Annotated in this window: 10 protein-coding genes; 8 read left to right on the top strand and 2 right to left on the bottom strand. The window is 40.0% G+C overall.

What is annotated here, in order from left to right; genetic code table 11:
* Window positions 1-2 precede the first annotated feature (2 nt).
* Window positions 3-3,689, top strand: coding sequence for a DNA-directed RNA polymerase subunit beta' (gene rpoC, locus BQ7352_RS03450; RefSeq protein ID WP_072447014.1), 3,687 nt, complete (start codon window positions 3-5; stop codon window positions 3,687-3,689).
* Window positions 3,690-3,728: 39 nt separating this feature from the next.
* Here the strand turns inward: rpoC and BQ7352_RS03445 are convergent, their stop codons facing one another.
* On the bottom strand, window positions 3,729-4,910 hold the full coding sequence (locus BQ7352_RS03445; protein WP_072447012.1) for an ROK family protein: 1,182 nt from the start codon (window positions 4,908-4,910) through the stop codon (window positions 3,729-3,731).
* Between the two features lie 6 nt (window positions 4,911-4,916).
* Complete coding sequence (locus BQ7352_RS03440) at window positions 4,917-6,821, bottom strand: DUF4838 domain-containing protein (protein WP_072447009.1); 1,905 nt, start codon at window positions 6,819-6,821, stop codon at window positions 4,917-4,919.
* Window positions 6,822-7,050: 229 nt separating this feature from the next.
* On the opposite strand from BQ7352_RS03440, the gene BQ7352_RS03435 reads away from it, so the two are divergent.
* The 7 genes from BQ7352_RS03435 to tuf all read left to right on the top strand — a co-directional run bounded on the left by BQ7352_RS03435 (window position 7,051) and on the right by tuf (window position 15,214).
* Entirely contained in the window at window positions 7,051-7,998 is a 948-nt protein-coding gene (locus tag BQ7352_RS03435; RefSeq protein WP_072447007.1) for a carbohydrate ABC transporter permease, read from the top strand.
* 14 nt (window positions 7,999-8,012) lie between these two features.
* Window positions 8,013-8,837: a carbohydrate ABC transporter permease gene (locus BQ7352_RS03430; protein ID WP_072447005.1), complete on the top strand. Its 825-nt coding sequence runs from the start codon at window positions 8,013-8,015 to the stop codon at window positions 8,835-8,837.
* A gap of 52 nt (window positions 8,838-8,889) precedes the next feature.
* Window positions 8,890-10,377 carry an ABC transporter substrate-binding protein gene (locus tag BQ7352_RS03425; protein ID WP_072447003.1) on the top strand — a complete coding sequence of 496 codons (1,488 nt, stop codon included), beginning with the start codon at window positions 8,890-8,892 and terminating at the stop codon, window positions 10,375-10,377.
* 256 nt (window positions 10,378-10,633) lie between these two features.
* The gene (rpsL, locus tag BQ7352_RS03420; protein ID WP_022239256.1) at window positions 10,634-11,047 is read left to right on the top strand and encodes a 30S ribosomal protein S12; all 414 of its coding nucleotides are present in this window, start codon (window positions 10,634-10,636) and stop codon (window positions 11,045-11,047) included.
* A gap of 216 nt (window positions 11,048-11,263) precedes the next feature.
* Window positions 11,264-11,734: a 30S ribosomal protein S7 gene (gene rpsG / locus BQ7352_RS03415; protein WP_009246897.1), complete on the top strand. Its 471-nt coding sequence runs from the start codon at window positions 11,264-11,266 to the stop codon at window positions 11,732-11,734.
* Between the two features lie 15 nt (window positions 11,735-11,749).
* Entirely contained in the window at window positions 11,750-13,870 is a 2,121-nt protein-coding gene (fusA, locus tag BQ7352_RS03410; RefSeq protein ID WP_072447000.1) for an elongation factor G, read from the top strand.
* 150 nt (window positions 13,871-14,020) lie between these two features.
* Window positions 14,021-15,214, top strand: a complete 1,194-nt coding sequence (gene tuf / locus BQ7352_RS03405) for an elongation factor Tu (protein ID WP_072446998.1) — start codon at window positions 14,021-14,023, stop codon at window positions 15,212-15,214.
* Window positions 15,215-15,319: the final 105 nt, after the last annotated feature.

Raw genomic sequence — 15,319 nt, 5'->3', positions numbered from 1 at the left:
CAATGCCGGAAACAGCAAACAAAGAGGTATATCAGCCGATGACCTTTGATGCCATCAAAATCGGACTGGCATCTCCGGAGAAAATCCGCGAATGGTCTCATGGTGAGGTGAAAAAACCGGAAACCATCAATTATAGAACATTAAAACCGGAAAAAGACGGTCTTTTCTGCGAAAGAATTTTCGGACCAAGTAAAGACTGGGAATGTCACTGCGGTAAATATAAGAAAATCCGTTATAAAGGCGTTATCTGTGACAGATGTGGTGTTGAAGTAACAAAAGCATCTGTTCGTAGAGAACGTATGGGACATATTGAACTTGCCGCACCGGTTTCTCATATCTGGTATTTTAAGGGTATTCCTTCCAGAATGGGACTTATTCTTGACCTGTCTCCAAGAACTCTGGAAAAGGTATTGTATTTTGCAAACTACATCGTTTTAGATGCAGGAACAACAGATTTACAGTACAAACAGGTTCTGACAGAAAAAGAATATCAGGATGCAAGAGAAAAATACGGTGACAGTTTTAGAGTTGGTATGGGTGCAGAAGCTATTCAGGAGCTTCTGGCATCTATCGACTTAGAGAGAGAGTCTAAAGAGTTAAAAGCCGGTTTAAAAGACTCTACAGGACAGAAACGTGCACGTATTGTAAAACGTCTGGAAGTTGTTGAAGCTTTCAGAGAGTCAGGAAACAGACCGGAATGGATGATTATGACAGTTGTTCCTGTTATTCCGCCGGATTTACGTCCAATGGTACAGTTGGATGGAGGTCGTTTCGCAACATCTGACTTAAATGATTTGTATAGAAGAATTATCAATAGAAATAACCGTCTGAAAAGACTGTTAGAGCTGGGCGCACCGGATATCATTGTTCGTAATGAAAAGAGAATGCTGCAGGAAGCAGTTGATGCTCTCATTGATAACGGACGCCGTGGCCGTCCTGTAACAGGACCTGGTAACAGAGCTTTAAAATCCCTTTCTGATATGCTGAAAGGTAAATCAGGACGTTTCCGTCAGAACCTGTTAGGTAAACGTGTTGACTACTCAGGACGTTCTGTTATCGTTGTTGGACCTGAACTTAAAATTTATCAGTGTGGTCTTCCAAAAGAAATGGCAATCGAACTGTTCAAGCCATTTGTTATGAAAGAACTGGTAAGTAATGGTACAGCTCACAACATTAAAAATGCAAAGAAAATGGTTGAAAAGCTTGAGCCGGCAGTTTGGGATGTATTGGAAGATGTCATTAAAGAACATCCGGTTATGCTGAACCGAGCACCTACTCTGCATAGATTAGGTATTCAGGCGTTCGAGCCAATCTTAGTTGAAGGTAAAGCGATTAAGCTGCATCCATTGGTATGTACAGCGTTTAATGCGGACTTTGACGGTGACCAGATGGCTGTTCACCTTCCATTATCCGTAGAAGCTCAGGCAGAGTGTCGTTTCCTTCTGCTTTCACCAAATAACCTTCTGAAACCATCTGATGGTGGCCCTGTTGCCGTTCCTTCTCAGGATATGGTTCTCGGTATTTACTACTTAACACAGGAAAGACCGGGATATAAGGGTGAAGGTAAAGTATTTAAAGATTTAAATGAAGCAATTCTTGCTTATGAAAATCAGGCAATTACTTTACAGACAAAGATTTTCGTTTATGTTGAAAAACAGACAGCAGACGGAAATGTTTTAAGAGGAAAAGTAGAGTCCACATTGGGACGTCTGTTATTTAACGAAATTCTTCCACAGGATTTAGGATTTGTAGACAGAACAATTCCTGGAAATGAACTTCTTCCGGAAGTAGATTTCCTTGTAGGAAAGAAACAGTTAAAACAGATTTTGGAAAAAGTTATCAATACACATGGAGCTACAAAGACAGCAGAAGTGCTGGATGCAATTAAGGCAATGGGATACAAATATTCCACAAGAGCTGCCATGACTGTTTCCATTTCTGATATGACAGTGCCTCCACAGAAACCGGAAATGATTAAACAGGCACAGGATACCGTAGACTTGATTACAAAGAACTTCAAACGTGGTCTTATTACTGAGGAAGAACGTTACAAAGAAGTTGTTGATACATGGAAAAAGACTGACGATGCTTTGACAAAAGCACTGCTTACAGGTCTTGACAAATACAACAATATCTTTATGATGGCTGACTCCGGTGCCCGTGGTTCTGATAAGCAGATTAAACAGCTTGCCGGTATGCGTGGTTTGATGGCGGATACAACAGGTCATACAATCGAGTTGCCTATCAAGTCCAACTTCCGTGAAGGTCTTGATGTATTGGAATACTTTATGTCTGCCCATGGTGCTCGTAAAGGTCTGTCCGATACAGCGCTGCGTACAGCTGACTCCGGTTACCTGACAAGACGTCTTGTTGACGTATCACAGGAACTGATTGTACGTGAAGTAGACTGTTGCGAAGGCAAAGGCGAAATTCCGGGAATGTGGGTAAAAGCTTTTGTTGACGGAAAAGAGGAAATCGAAAGTCTTCAGGAACGTATTACAGGACGTTTCTCCTGTGAGACAATTAAAGATAAAGATGGAAATGTAATCGTTAAAGCGAACCACATGATTACACCAAAACGTGCTGCTCGTGTAGTGAATGAAGGTGTAAATGCAGAAGGTAAGCCTTACGATGCAGTTAAAATCCGTACAATTCTTACCTGTAAATGTCACATTGGTGTCTGTGCAAAATGTTACGGTGCTAACATGGCAACAGGTGAACCTGTACAGGTTGGAGAAACTGTTGGTATTATTGCTGCTCAGTCTATCGGTGAACCAGGTACACAGCTTACTATGCGTACTTTCCATACCGGTGGTGTTGCCGGCGGCGATATCACACAGGGTCTTCCTCGTGTCGAAGAGCTTTTTGAAGCAAGAAAACCAAAAGGTCTTGCAATCATTACTGAAATTAAGGGTGTTGCTACTCTTAAAGATACAAAGAAAAAACGTGAAATCATTGTAACAGACAATGAAAGCGGAGAAAGTAAGACATACTTAATCCCTTACGGCTCTCGTATTAAAGTTCAGGACGGAGATTATCTGGAAGCCGGAGATGAGCTGACAGAAGGTTCTGTAAATCCACATGATATCCTTAGAATTAAGGGTGTTCGTGCGGTACAGGATTACATGATCCGTGAAGTTCAGAGAGTATACCGCCTGCAGGGTGTAGAAATCAATGATAAGCACGTTGAGGTTATTGTTCGTCAGATGCTGAAGAAAATCCGCATTGAGAACAATGGTGATACAGAATTCCTTCCGGGAACACTGGTTGACGTTCTTGACTTTGAAGAAGAGAACGAAAAACTCATCAAAGAAGGAAAAGAACCGGCAGACGGAAAACAGGTTATGCTGGGTATTACAAAAGCTTCTCTGGCAACAAACTCCTTCTTATCAGCAGCTTCCTTCCAGGAAACAACGAAGGTTCTGACAGAAGCGGCAATTAAAGGAAAAGTTGATCCACTTATCGGTCTGAAAGAAAACGTTATTATTGGTAAGTTAATTCCTGCCGGAACAGGTATGAAGAAATATGCCAATATTAAACTGGATACAGACGGAGAAGAGGAAGAATTAGAAGACGAATTTTTCGAAGAAGAAGAAATCGTTGAAGAAACAGAAGCAGTAGAAGAAATGGAAACTGAGGAAGCAGAAGACGCTGACGAAGTGGAAGAAGAAATTACTGAAGAAGAATAAATAGAAAAGGTGGTGTCTGGATTTTCAGACACCGCCTTTTTAGATATTAGAGATATAAAAATGTTTGATTGCATAAGCGGCAGCTCCCAAGGCTCCGGCGTATGTATCATAGTCTAAAATCTGAACAGTCTGGTCAGAAGGATCATCTACAAATAAGAGTTGTTGTGTGATATAGTCCATCAGCTCTTCTTTTATTTCTGTATTTGAAAAAAGATTGCCGTGGAGATAAATTTTATCCGGATTAGTAATAATTGCCAAGTTTGATACAGTAATGCCCAGATATTTTAAAGCAGTAGAAATATAGTTACCAACTAAAGTATCTCCCAGAGAAAAGGCATTGGAGATATCCTCGACTGTCAAATCATCGGCACAGGGCTTGAGAGAAGGCAAAATTGTGTCTGCATTACTTTCATACAACAGGCGACAATATTTTAAAAGCCATGTTTCGCTGCAATAAGTCTGAAGGCATCCATATTTTCCACATTCACATTTTTTTCCGTTTGGATTTACAATAGTATGTCCGATTTCGCCGGCATAATAATTTGTCCCTTGAAAAAGCTTTGAGTTTTCTATGAGAGCACAAAACATACCTGCCCCTACATGGAAGTAGGCAAAGGTATCAGGGGAAGAAGCATCAAATAAATATCTTCCAAATGCCATACAGCGAACATTATTTTCGCAGATAATAGGTATATTCAGCCGTTTTCTCAGAACTTCTCCGCTAAATTGCGGACAAAGAGAAGAATTCGTGATGACTTTATCCTGATGAATATCCATGTGTCCGGGAACTGCAATTCCAATTCCGATTACAGAGGAAGCGAAAGAAGGGTTTTCTTCTAAAATAGCTTTTACTTTTTCTGTGATAAAATCAGTGATATTTCCGTTATCCGTTTCTTTGGCAGAAAAAGAAGACTGTAATACCGCAACACCCCGTAAATTACATACTGAAAAACGGATATGTCGGGAAGTGAACTCAACTCCTATGGCGTATACTCGGTCAGGGACGATATCTAATAAAATTTTTCTTCTTCCGGGGGAACAATCTGTGGTGTTATCCTCTGCACCGACTTCCTGTATAATTCCTTCCTGAATAAAATTTCCGGAAATAGAAGTTACCGTTGCCGGAGTAATCTGGGTTTCTTTTGCAATAGTAGAGCGAGCAACCGGCGCGTTGCGAAAGATATATTCCAGAATGGTACTTCTGTTTTCTTGATTGGTCATAAACCATTAACCTCCTATTACAGGGAAACCGGTATATTTGGTGGAAACCTCTATAACACGATAAACGTCAAGTGCCTTCTGGAAGTCAAGCTCGTGCGAACAAATAAAATCATGAAAATCTTTCCATGCTTTTTGCGTATTTTCCTGTTCCCCTCCTGATAAATAATAAAGCGCATTTGCTAATAGTATACAATACTCATTATGGTAGTCAAGATGTTTACAGAAAATCTCATTTACATCGGACTTTGGAGAGTCGGAAGAATTTTTTCGAATTTCTTTAAAGTTCAGAAGCACTTCTTTTAGTTTTAACATATTTTCCTGTACGGTTTCGTTCTTGCGAGAACCTTTTCCGTTAAAGTAATCACAGTTACAAAGTTCAGAAACCTGACTTAAATATTTATAGTAAGTTTTCCAGTCTTCGCCGTACGCAGCGGTGAAATATTCTTCTGCCAGTTCTTCAAAAGTCTGCGTTGTTCCAAAAAGACATTTACCCATTACATAGTTAGGAAGTCCGTTGGGTAAAAATGCCCGAAGTTCCTGACAACTGATATAGCCGTCTAAATGGAGCTCTTTTAAGCATTTGATATCATCATATATGATTTTGGAAATATGTACATATCCCATATCTCCGTAGTGTGCCCGTCCCAAAGGATAATCGTAGTCAAAACATTCCCCTTCAAATACTTTCTGCCATTGATTTAAAAAGGACAGATTTTCTTCCAGATTAACAGGAAGAGTAATTTTATTGCGTACATACGGAGGAGGAGCAGGAAGCTCTTTTGGTATATTATAAGATTTCATAAAAGTACGACTGATTGGCGCAAACATCATAACAAAACGGTCTGGATTTGCAAGGCGTTCTGTCTGAGGCGCCCAAAGCAGTTCTTCGTAGATTAAAAACACGATTTTTGTTTTCAGTTCTTTTTCAGTAAGAAGCGTGTCAATTCTATTTAATATACGCACATACAAATCGGTAGGTATGAATTTCCGGCAGTTTTCACATTCACAATGATTATTGGCTTCATCTGCAAGCCAGATATGCAGATAATCTACTTCAGGATGTTTTTCGGCATAAGATACTGCTTTTGCAGCAAAGCGTTCCACTACATCAGGATTTGAATAACACAGGTTTGTGTTAATAGGAATACCGCCAAAGAAACCTCTCTTTCCGTTTACTAATGCAGTAAGAGGAAGTTGAGACTCATCCAAAGTATTGTCTGTTACCACCCAACCTAAAGTATTCTGATTTAAAACAGAACAAGTCCAACCGTGACCTACCCGATGATGCTCTAAACTGCGTTTTTGCAATTCCTCATCTATAAGCAGAGAAATTTCGGCTGCTTTTTCTAATGAAAAATCCTCGGCAGGGAGCATAGGGTTGTTTTTGTGAATGTACCATAAATTTAAAAAAGCATAGGGAAGCTCAAATTGTAGGAAAAAGGTGTTAAAGCCCAGCTTTGGAAGCCAGTCAATAAATTCAAAAATATTTTCCGGACAATCTGCTCCTTCGATACATACACCACGATACTTGTTTTCTGCTTTTTCGTGACAGGAAATATCAAACTCTTCTATAGAAGAAAGCTTTGGAATGTACTCATAATCTTTTCCGGGTCTTAAGAAACGACATCCCAAGAGCGTCAGATATTTATAAATACCCAGCAGGACTGAGCGAGAGTTACTCCCATAAATATGTCCTGTCCCTTTAGAAATTTCAATATGATATTCATCATCCGTATCAGAATGCTTTTGTGAGTCGGGGAAAAGCTCAAGTGTAATAGTAGAAGGATGATGCGCCGTGCTGTCGTTAACAAAAACAATTGAATTAGTTATTTTTGATAAATAATATTTTAACTCCGAAGCAGCGAAAGAAATAGTTTCTGACTCTTTTGAATATGCTAATCTGATATACATGGTATTTCCTCCGTTCAATTATTATTTAAAATAAAAAATTATAGATAAATTATATCGGAAAGAAATTGAAAAGTATATGTTGAAAATGCACATAAATAAAGGGTAATTATTGACTATAATTAACGAAATGTTTAAAATATATTGATTTATAGAAATAAATATAGTATATTATAACCAGAGAAAAACAGGTTTAATAATTTATATTAAATAATAAATACAGGAGGAAGACATGGAGGAAAAAACTACTTTGACAGAATTTCGGAAAATGAATTCTGTAAAGAAAAAAAGGATTGTGCGAAAGAATATGTGGTGCTGGGTTTTTATGCTGCCTACATTGCTCTTGTATATTCTTTTTCAGGGATATCCGATTATTACAAGCGCATGGTATTCCATGCTGGACTGGTCGGGCATGACCATGAATGCTACTTTTGTAGGATTACAAAACTTTAAGGAATTGTTGGCGGATCCCTTATTTCGAAACTCCGTTGCAAACAGCTTTAAGTATATGATATTCAGCGTGCCGATACAGTTGATTTTATCCTTGGTAATTGCCTACATACTTACAAGCATTATTAAAAAGGGCGCTACCGTATTTCGAACAATGTATTTTATTCCGGTTATTACAACTGCATCTATCGTAGGTATCATTATGATTTTCATTTTCGGAGGAACAGGGCCTATCAATCAGGTGCTTGCTCTTTTGGGAATAGATACCATTAACTTTTTGGGAGACGAAAAGACGGCGTTGTTTACCGTGGTGCTGATTGGAATATGGAAAGATTTGGGTACTTACATGATTTACTGGATTGCTGCTTTACAAAGCGTATCTCAGGATGTATATGAGGCAGCCAAAATTGACGGCGCAGGCAAATTCAGAACTTTTACCGATGTAGTATTCCCGTTAATCCTTCCTATCGGAGGCGTTATCACTGTACTTTGTGTCATCGGTTCTTTGAAGGTATTCGATATCGTTCAGACTATGACAAACGGCGGACCGTATTTCGCAACCGATGTGGTGGCAACTTTTGTATATCGTACTGCATACTCCAGTACAACAGGAAGCCCACGACTTGGCTATGCCAGTGCTGCGGCATTGTTGTTTGGTCTGATGGTAGTAACAATCGGTATTGTTCTTAATCTTGTAAAGAACTACTTTAATAAGAAGAGAAATGTGTGAGAAAGGAGAACGCTATGAAAAAAGTAGGAAAATCTATCATTTACATATTGCTTGCGGTAGTGGCGTTTATCTGGGTATATCCATTTATCTGGATGATTACAGCTTCCTTGAAAACACAGGATGAATTTTTTGCAAGCGGATTAAGCTTAATACCCAAAAGCTTAAATTTTGAAAACTATGTGAGGGCATGGAATAATGCCAACTTCGGCGTATACTTTAAAAACTCTATCATTGTAACTGTCAGCGTTGTAGTAATCGTATTGCTGGCTACATCAGCGGCAGGTTATGTTATGGGGCGTTACGCATTCGTCGGTAAAAAGCTGATTATGGGGATTTTTATGGCAAGTATCACAATCCCATTAGTATTTACAGTTATTCCTATTTATGAATTATTAAAAGAAATGGGATTAGAGTCCAATCTGTTAGGTTTAATTCTGGCAGAAGCCGGAGGAGGACATGTAATCTTCCTGATGCTGTTTTCCAGTTTTTACGGAGGTCTTCCCAAGGAGCTGGAAGAGGCGGCAACCATTGACGGAAGCGGATTTATGAAAACATACAGCAGCATTATGTTCCCTCTTGCAAAACCGATTATGGCTACGGTAGTGATTATGCAGTTTATCTGGACATGGAACTCTTTCCTGCTTCCATTGATTGTAACACTCAGTAAGCCGGAGCTTAGAACATTGGCGGTAGGACTTTATGCTTTAAGAGGTGAAAACGTAGTAGACTGGACAGGAATTGCAGCAGGTGCATGTATTGCAGTTCTTCCGATTATTATTATTTTTGTATGCTTACAGAAATATTTTGTAGACGGCGTAGCAGGTGCAGTTAAGAGCTGAGAAATTTTATTAAGTGAAAAAATCATTATGATTTAAAATAAGGAGGAAAAAAATGAAGAAGCGAATTGTAGCATTATTTATGGCAGGTCTTATGGTGGTTTCAGCAGCAGGATGCGGACCAAACGTAAGCGGAGAAAAGGAAACACAGAAAGAAGAAGCATCTACGGAGAAAAAGGACGAGGACAAAGGCGGAGAAAAAGTTCTTCAGGTCGTAGACATGAGTGACAGTACAAAAGCCAGAAGGGAAGAGTACAACAAAAAGTTTGAAGAAGAAAATAACTGTAAGGTAGAATACACCGTTCTTTCCGGTGACCAGTATCAGACAACTATCAACTCTGCTATTAAAGCAAATACAGCTCCTGACTTATTTGCTCTGCCAAGTGGCGTGAAGCTTTCCACAGCAGTAGAAGAAGGCTGGTACATGCCGATGAACGATTATGTGGAAGACGGATTTTTTGACACATTCTCAGAAGGTTCTTTAAATGAAGGCGTTACTACAATGGACGGACAGGTATACGTTTTACCGGAGTCTGCAAACATTGTAAATACTCTTGTTTTCTATAATGAAACAGTTCTGGAGGATGCAGGCGTAGATGTAAATAATCTTCCGAAGACATGGACAGAGTTTAGAGAAGTTTGTAAACAGGTAACAGAAGCAGGAAATGGTAAATACTACGGAATGATTGAAGGCGGAAAACAGGTAAACCGTTTGGAAATTGCAATCCGTGCATTATCCAACCTTGCAGGAAGCAAATCTAACGATATCGGTGTTATCAGCATGGTAGACGGAAAGAACGTTTTAGCTTCTGACGCAATGGTTCAGGCATTTGATTTTTACAGCGGATTAGTACAGGACGGAAGCTTCCATCCAGACTCAGCAAACCTTGCAGCTCCGGAAGCAAGAGCTTTATTTGCACAAAATCAGGCAGCATTTTTAATTCAGGGTTCATGGTGCATTTCTACATGGGAAAAAGAAAATCCGGACTTGAAATTTGGTGTTATGCCAATGCCTGAACCGGATGACGGAGCAAAAGGCGGTCTTCCATATATCGGAGCACAGCCATGGATGGGTATTTCTAAAAACTCTGACAATCCTGAACTGGCAGCAAAATATCTTCAGGGATTATATTCTGAAGAATATCAGTCAGGCGTAGTAGAAGACGGCGGTTTTGTATCAGCAGTTGAGGGTATCAATGAAAAATACATGAAAGACGGTATCATGAAAGAATACTATACAATCGCAAAAGAACAGGGTAAATTATGTCCGGATCCGATTGTAGCAAAAGCAGATGCAGCAAAGGTTTACGCAAATGTAACAGAAGTTTCACCAAACCTTGGTCAGATTGTACAGGGTGTGTTGACAGGAAAAACAGATTATAAAGAGTCTTTACAGACATTATCCGACAATACACAGAAAGCATGGGATGAAGCGATTGCAAAAGCACAGGAAGGCGGTGCTGACGTTTCAGCAGCAGATTTTGAATTTGCAAATTGGAACCCATTAGAAGATTATACGACAGAAAGTTATAACAATAGATAAACTCCTGTTTGGGCGGGGCATTTCCTTGGAAAAAGGGATGCCTCGTTTTTTGTGCGCAGAAAGGAAAAGTTTCTGTAAGAAATAGAAAAAATCCCTTGACACGGGAAAAGTTCATAGATATAATGAAAAAGCGTGCATAGGAAACGTAAATTTTTTTGTGCACAAAAAAGATTATTCACAGTGATGAATAACTGGCAGCCACTTATTTCTTTTATGAAAATAAAAGAATGTGCAAATTTTACAGGAGGTGAAAGGAATGCCAACATTTAACCAGTTAGTAAAAAAAGGACGTCAGACAACAGTTAAAAAATCTACTGCGCCTGCACTCCAGAAAAGCTACAACTCTTTACAGAAAAAGACATCTGATATGTCTTCTCCACAGAAGAGAGGTGTTTGTACAGCCGTTAAGACTGCTACACCTAAAAAACCTAACTCTGCTCTTAGAAAAATCGCCAGAGTTCGTCTTTCTAACGGAATTGAAGTAACAAGCTACATTCCGGGAGAAGGTCACAACTTACAGGAGCACAGCGTTGTTCTTATTAGAGGCGGTAGAGTAAAAGACTTACCAGGTACAAGATATCACATTGTTCGTGGTACGTTAGATACAGCAGGTGTTGCTAACAGACGTCAGGCTCGTTCTAAATACGGTGCTAAAAGACCAAAAAAATAAATAAAAATTAGTAACTTTTAAAAATCCAGAAATAGCAAAGCAAAATTTGTTATGATGAATTCATAGAAGTCACAAAGAACTATTAAATTGTACCGGGATTCCATAAGCCCAGTAGTGGCTGCGGGTTTAGATATAGGATTTACCGAGTGCGAACATACAGGATAGTTTGTGTGAGTACCTATGATTTAATCGGATATGATTAAGGAGGGAAGTAACGTGCCACGTAAAGGACATACTCAGAAAAGAGACGTTCTGGCTGATCCAATGTACAACAGCAAGGTAGTTACAAAACTTATCAACAGCATTATGTTAGATGGTAAGAAAGGTGTAGCTCAGAAAATTGTTTACGGTGCATTCGCCAGAGTGGAAGAAAAAGCTGGAAAACCAGCAATCGAAGTATTTGAAGAAGCAATGAACAATATCATGCCAGTATTAGAAGTTAAAGCTAGACGTATTGGTGGTGCAACATATCAGGTACCAATCGAGGTAAGAGCAGACAGACGTCAGGCATTAGCTCTTCGTTGGATTACATTGTACGCTCGTAAAAGAGGCGAAAAAACAATGGAAGAAAGACTGGCTAATGAGTTATTAGATGCTATGAACAACACAGGAGCATCTGTTAAGAAGAAAGAAGACATGCATAAGATGGCTGAAGCAAATAAAGCATTTGCTCACTATCGTTTCTAAGAGGAGGAAATCCAATTGGCTGGAAGAGAATATCCATTAGAGAGAACCAGAAACATCGGTATTATGGCTCATATTGATGCTGGTAAAACTACCACAACAGAGCGTATTCTGTACTATACCGGTGTAAACTATAAAATCGGTGATACTCATGAAGGTACTGCTACTATGGACTGGATGGAGCAGGAACAGGAAAGAGGTATCACAATTACTTCAGCCGCTACTACATGCCACTGGACTCTGCAGGAAAACTGCAAACCAAAAGCTGGTGCATTAGAGCATCGTATCAACATCATTGATACACCGGGACACGTTGACTTTACAGTAGAAGTAGAACGTTCTCTTCGTGTACTTGATGGTGCGGTAGGTGTATTCTGTGCTAAGGGCGGTGTTGAACCACAGTCTGAAAACGTATGGCGTCAGGCTGACACTTACAATGTACCTCGTATGGCTTTCATCAACAAGATGGACATCCTTGGTGCAGACTTCTACAACGCAGTAGAACAGATTAAAACAAGATTAGGTAAAAATGCTATCTGCATTCAGTTACCAATCGGTAAAGAAGACGAATTCAAAGGTATCGTTGACTTATTCGAAATGAAAGCCTACATCTACAATGATGATAAAGGCGATGACATTTCTATCGTAGATATTCCGGAAGATATGAAGGACGACGCAGAGCTGTATCGTACAGAGCTGGTTGAAAAAATCTGCGAATTAGACGATGACCTTATGATGGAATACTTAGAAGGAGAAGAACCTTCTAACGAAGCATTAAAAGCAGCTTTAAGAAAAGGTACATGTGAGTGTGCTGCTGTTCCTGTTTGCTGTGGTACAGCTTACAGAAACAAAGGTATTCAGAAGCTTCTTGATGCTATCATTGAGTTTATGCCATCTCCAGTAGATGTACCTGCTATTCAGGGTACAGACTTAGATGGAAACCCAATGGAAAAACATTCCTCAGATGATGAACCATTTGCAGCTCTTGCATTCAAAATCATGGTTGACCCATTTGTTGGTAAGCTTGCATTCTTCCGTGTATATTCAGGAACAGTAAACTCCGGTTCTTATGTTCTGAACTCTACAAAAGGAAAGAAAGAACGTGTTGGACGTATCCTTCAGATGCACGCTAACAAACGCCACGAATTAGATAAAGTATATGCCGGTGATATCGCAGCGGCTGTTGGTTTGAAATTCACAACAACAGGTGATACAATCTGTGACGAACAGCATCCGGTAATTCTGGAGTCCATGGAATTCCCAGAACCAGTTATCGAGCTGGCTATCGAGCCTAAGACAAAAGCTGGTCAGGGTAAATTAGGTGAGTCTTTAGCGAAACTTGCTGAAGAAGATCCAACATTCCGTGCACATACAGATAAAGAAACAGGACAGACAATCATCGCAGGTATGGGTGAGCTCCACCTTGAAATCATCGTAGACCGTCTGCTTCGTGAATTTAAAGTAGAAGCAAACGTAGGTGCTCCTCAGGTAGCTTACAAAGAAACATTTACAAAAGCCGTAGATGTTGACAGTAAATATGCAAAACAGTCTGGTGGTCGTGGTCAGTACGGTCACTGTAAAGTTAAATTCGAGCCAATGGATGCCAACGGAGAAGAACTGTTCAAGTTCGAGTCCACAGTAGTTGGTGGTGCTATTCCGAAAGAATACATCCCGGCTGTTGGCGAAGGTATCGAAGAAGCTATGAAGGCTGGTATTCTGGGTGGCTTCCCAGTAGTTGGCGTTTCTGCTAACGTATATGATGGTTCTTACCATGAAGTCGACTCTTCTGAAATGGCATTCCACATTGCAGGTTCTCTTGCATTTAAAGATGCTATGGCAAAAGCGTCACCGGTACTTCTTGAGCCAATCATGAGAGTTGAAGTTACAACTCCTGAAGATTACATGGGTGATGTTATCGGTGATATCAACTCCCGTCGTGGTCGTATCGAAGGTATGGATGATATCGGCGGAGGTAAAATGATCCGCGGATTTGTTCCTCTGGCTGAAATGTTCGGATACGCAACAGACTTACGTTCCAGAACACAGGGTCGTGGTAACTACTCCATGTTCTTTGAAAAATATGAACCAGTTCCAAAATCTGTACAGGAAAAGGTTCTGTCTGGAAAAGCAGACAAATAATTAAATAGTTAAATAAAACTTGCAAATATCCTTGATTTGCAATATAATCAAGGGTAGCAGGTTGACTATATCAACCGCCTCGTTATGAGGCAACAAAAATAAAAATGTATGCCCAAACGGGGCGCATGTTAAACAAGGAGGACATTCAAAATGGCTAAAGCTAAATTTGAAAGAAGCAAACCGCATTGTAACATTGGTACTATCGGACACGTTGACCATGGTAAAACAACTTTAACAGCTGCTATCACAAAAACTCTTGCAGCAAGAGTTGCTGGTAACACAGCTACAGATTTCGAAAATATCGATAAAGCTCCAGAAGAAAGAGAACGTGGTATCACAATCTCTACTTCTCACGTAGAATATGAAACAGAAAACCGTCACTACGCACACGTTGACTGCCCAGGACATGCTGACTACGTTAAAAACATGATCACAGGTGCAGCTCAGATGGACGGTGCTATCTTAGTAGTAGCTGCAACAGATGGTGTTATGGCTCAGACTAAAGAACATATCCTGTTATCTCGTCAGGTAGGTGTTCCTTACATCGTTGTATTCATGAACAAATGTGATATGGTTGACGATGAAGAATTACTTGAATTAGTAGACATGGAAATCCGTGAACTGTTAAACGAATATGATTTCCCAGGCGATGATACACCAATCATCCAGGGTTCTGCTTTAAAAGCTCTTGAAGATCCAAACGGACCTTGGGGAGACAAAATTATGGAATTAATGGCAGCTGTTGACAGCTGGATTCCAGATCCACAGCGTGACACAGATAAAGACTTCATCATGCCAGTAGAAGACGTATTCTCTATCACAGGTCGTGGTACAGTTGCAACAGGTAGAGTAGAAGCTGGTACACTTCATATATCTGACGAAGTTGAAATCGTTGGTCTTAAAGAAGAAACACGTAAAGTAGTTGTAACAGGTATCGAAATGTTCCGTAAACTGTTAGACGAAGCTCAGGCTGGTGATAACATCGGTGCACTTCTTCGTGGTGTTCAGAGAAACGAAATCGAAAGAGGACAGGTTCTCGCTAAACCAGGCAGCATCACATGCCATACAAAATTCACAGCTCAGGTTTACGTTTTAACAAAAGATGAAGGTGGTCGTCATACTCCATTCTTCAACAACTACCGTCCACAGTTCTACTTCAGAACAACAGACGTTACAGGTGTTTGTATGTTACCAGAAGGTACAGAAATGTGCATGCCTGGTGATAACGTAGAAATGACAATCGAACTGATCCACCCAATCGCTATGGCTCAGGGTCTTACATTCGCTATCCGTGAAGGTGGACGTACTGTAGGATCAGGCCGTGTTGCTTCTATCATCGAGTAATCACTGATTAGCAGATAAAATTATATATATCGTTATCGTAAGATAACATTGTGTCCAAACGTAAGATACCCGTAGAACTTCGGTTCTACGGGTTTTTCTGTTGCC

The organism is Blautia sp. Marseille-P3201T (assembly GCF_900120295.1).
Lineage (GTDB): Bacteria > Bacillota > Clostridia > Lachnospirales > Lachnospiraceae > Blautia.
The sequence above is the reverse complement of the archived record's forward strand: the minus strand, read 5'-3'. Positions and strand labels throughout refer to the sequence as shown.

Bases quoted from the DNA above. Each gene is read 5' to 3' on its own strand.
- BQ7352_RS03425 (WP_072447003.1), top strand. From the start codon at position 8,890: ATGAAGAAGCGAATTGTAGCATTATTTATGGCAGGTCTTATGGTGGTT.
- BQ7352_RS03435 (WP_072447007.1), top strand. From the start codon at position 7,051: ATGGAGGAAAAAACTACTTTGACAGAATTTCGGAAAATGAATTCTGTA.
- BQ7352_RS03440 (WP_072447009.1), bottom strand. From the start codon at position 6,821: ATGTATATCAGATTAGCATATTCAAAAGAGTCAGAAACTATTTCTTTC.
- BQ7352_RS03430 (WP_072447005.1), top strand. From the start codon at position 8,013: ATGAAAAAAGTAGGAAAATCTATCATTTACATATTGCTTGCGGTAGTG.
- tuf (WP_072446998.1), top strand. From the start codon at position 14,021: ATGGCTAAAGCTAAATTTGAAAGAAGCAAACCGCATTGTAACATTGGT.
- rpsL (WP_022239256.1), top strand. From the start codon at position 10,634: ATGCCAACATTTAACCAGTTAGTAAAAAAAGGACGTCAGACAACAGTT.
- rpoC (WP_072447014.1), top strand. From the start codon at position 3: ATGCCGGAAACAGCAAACAAAGAGGTATATCAGCCGATGACCTTTGAT.
- BQ7352_RS03445 (WP_072447012.1), bottom strand. From the start codon at position 4,910: ATGACCAATCAAGAAAACAGAAGTACCATTCTGGAATATATCTTTCGC.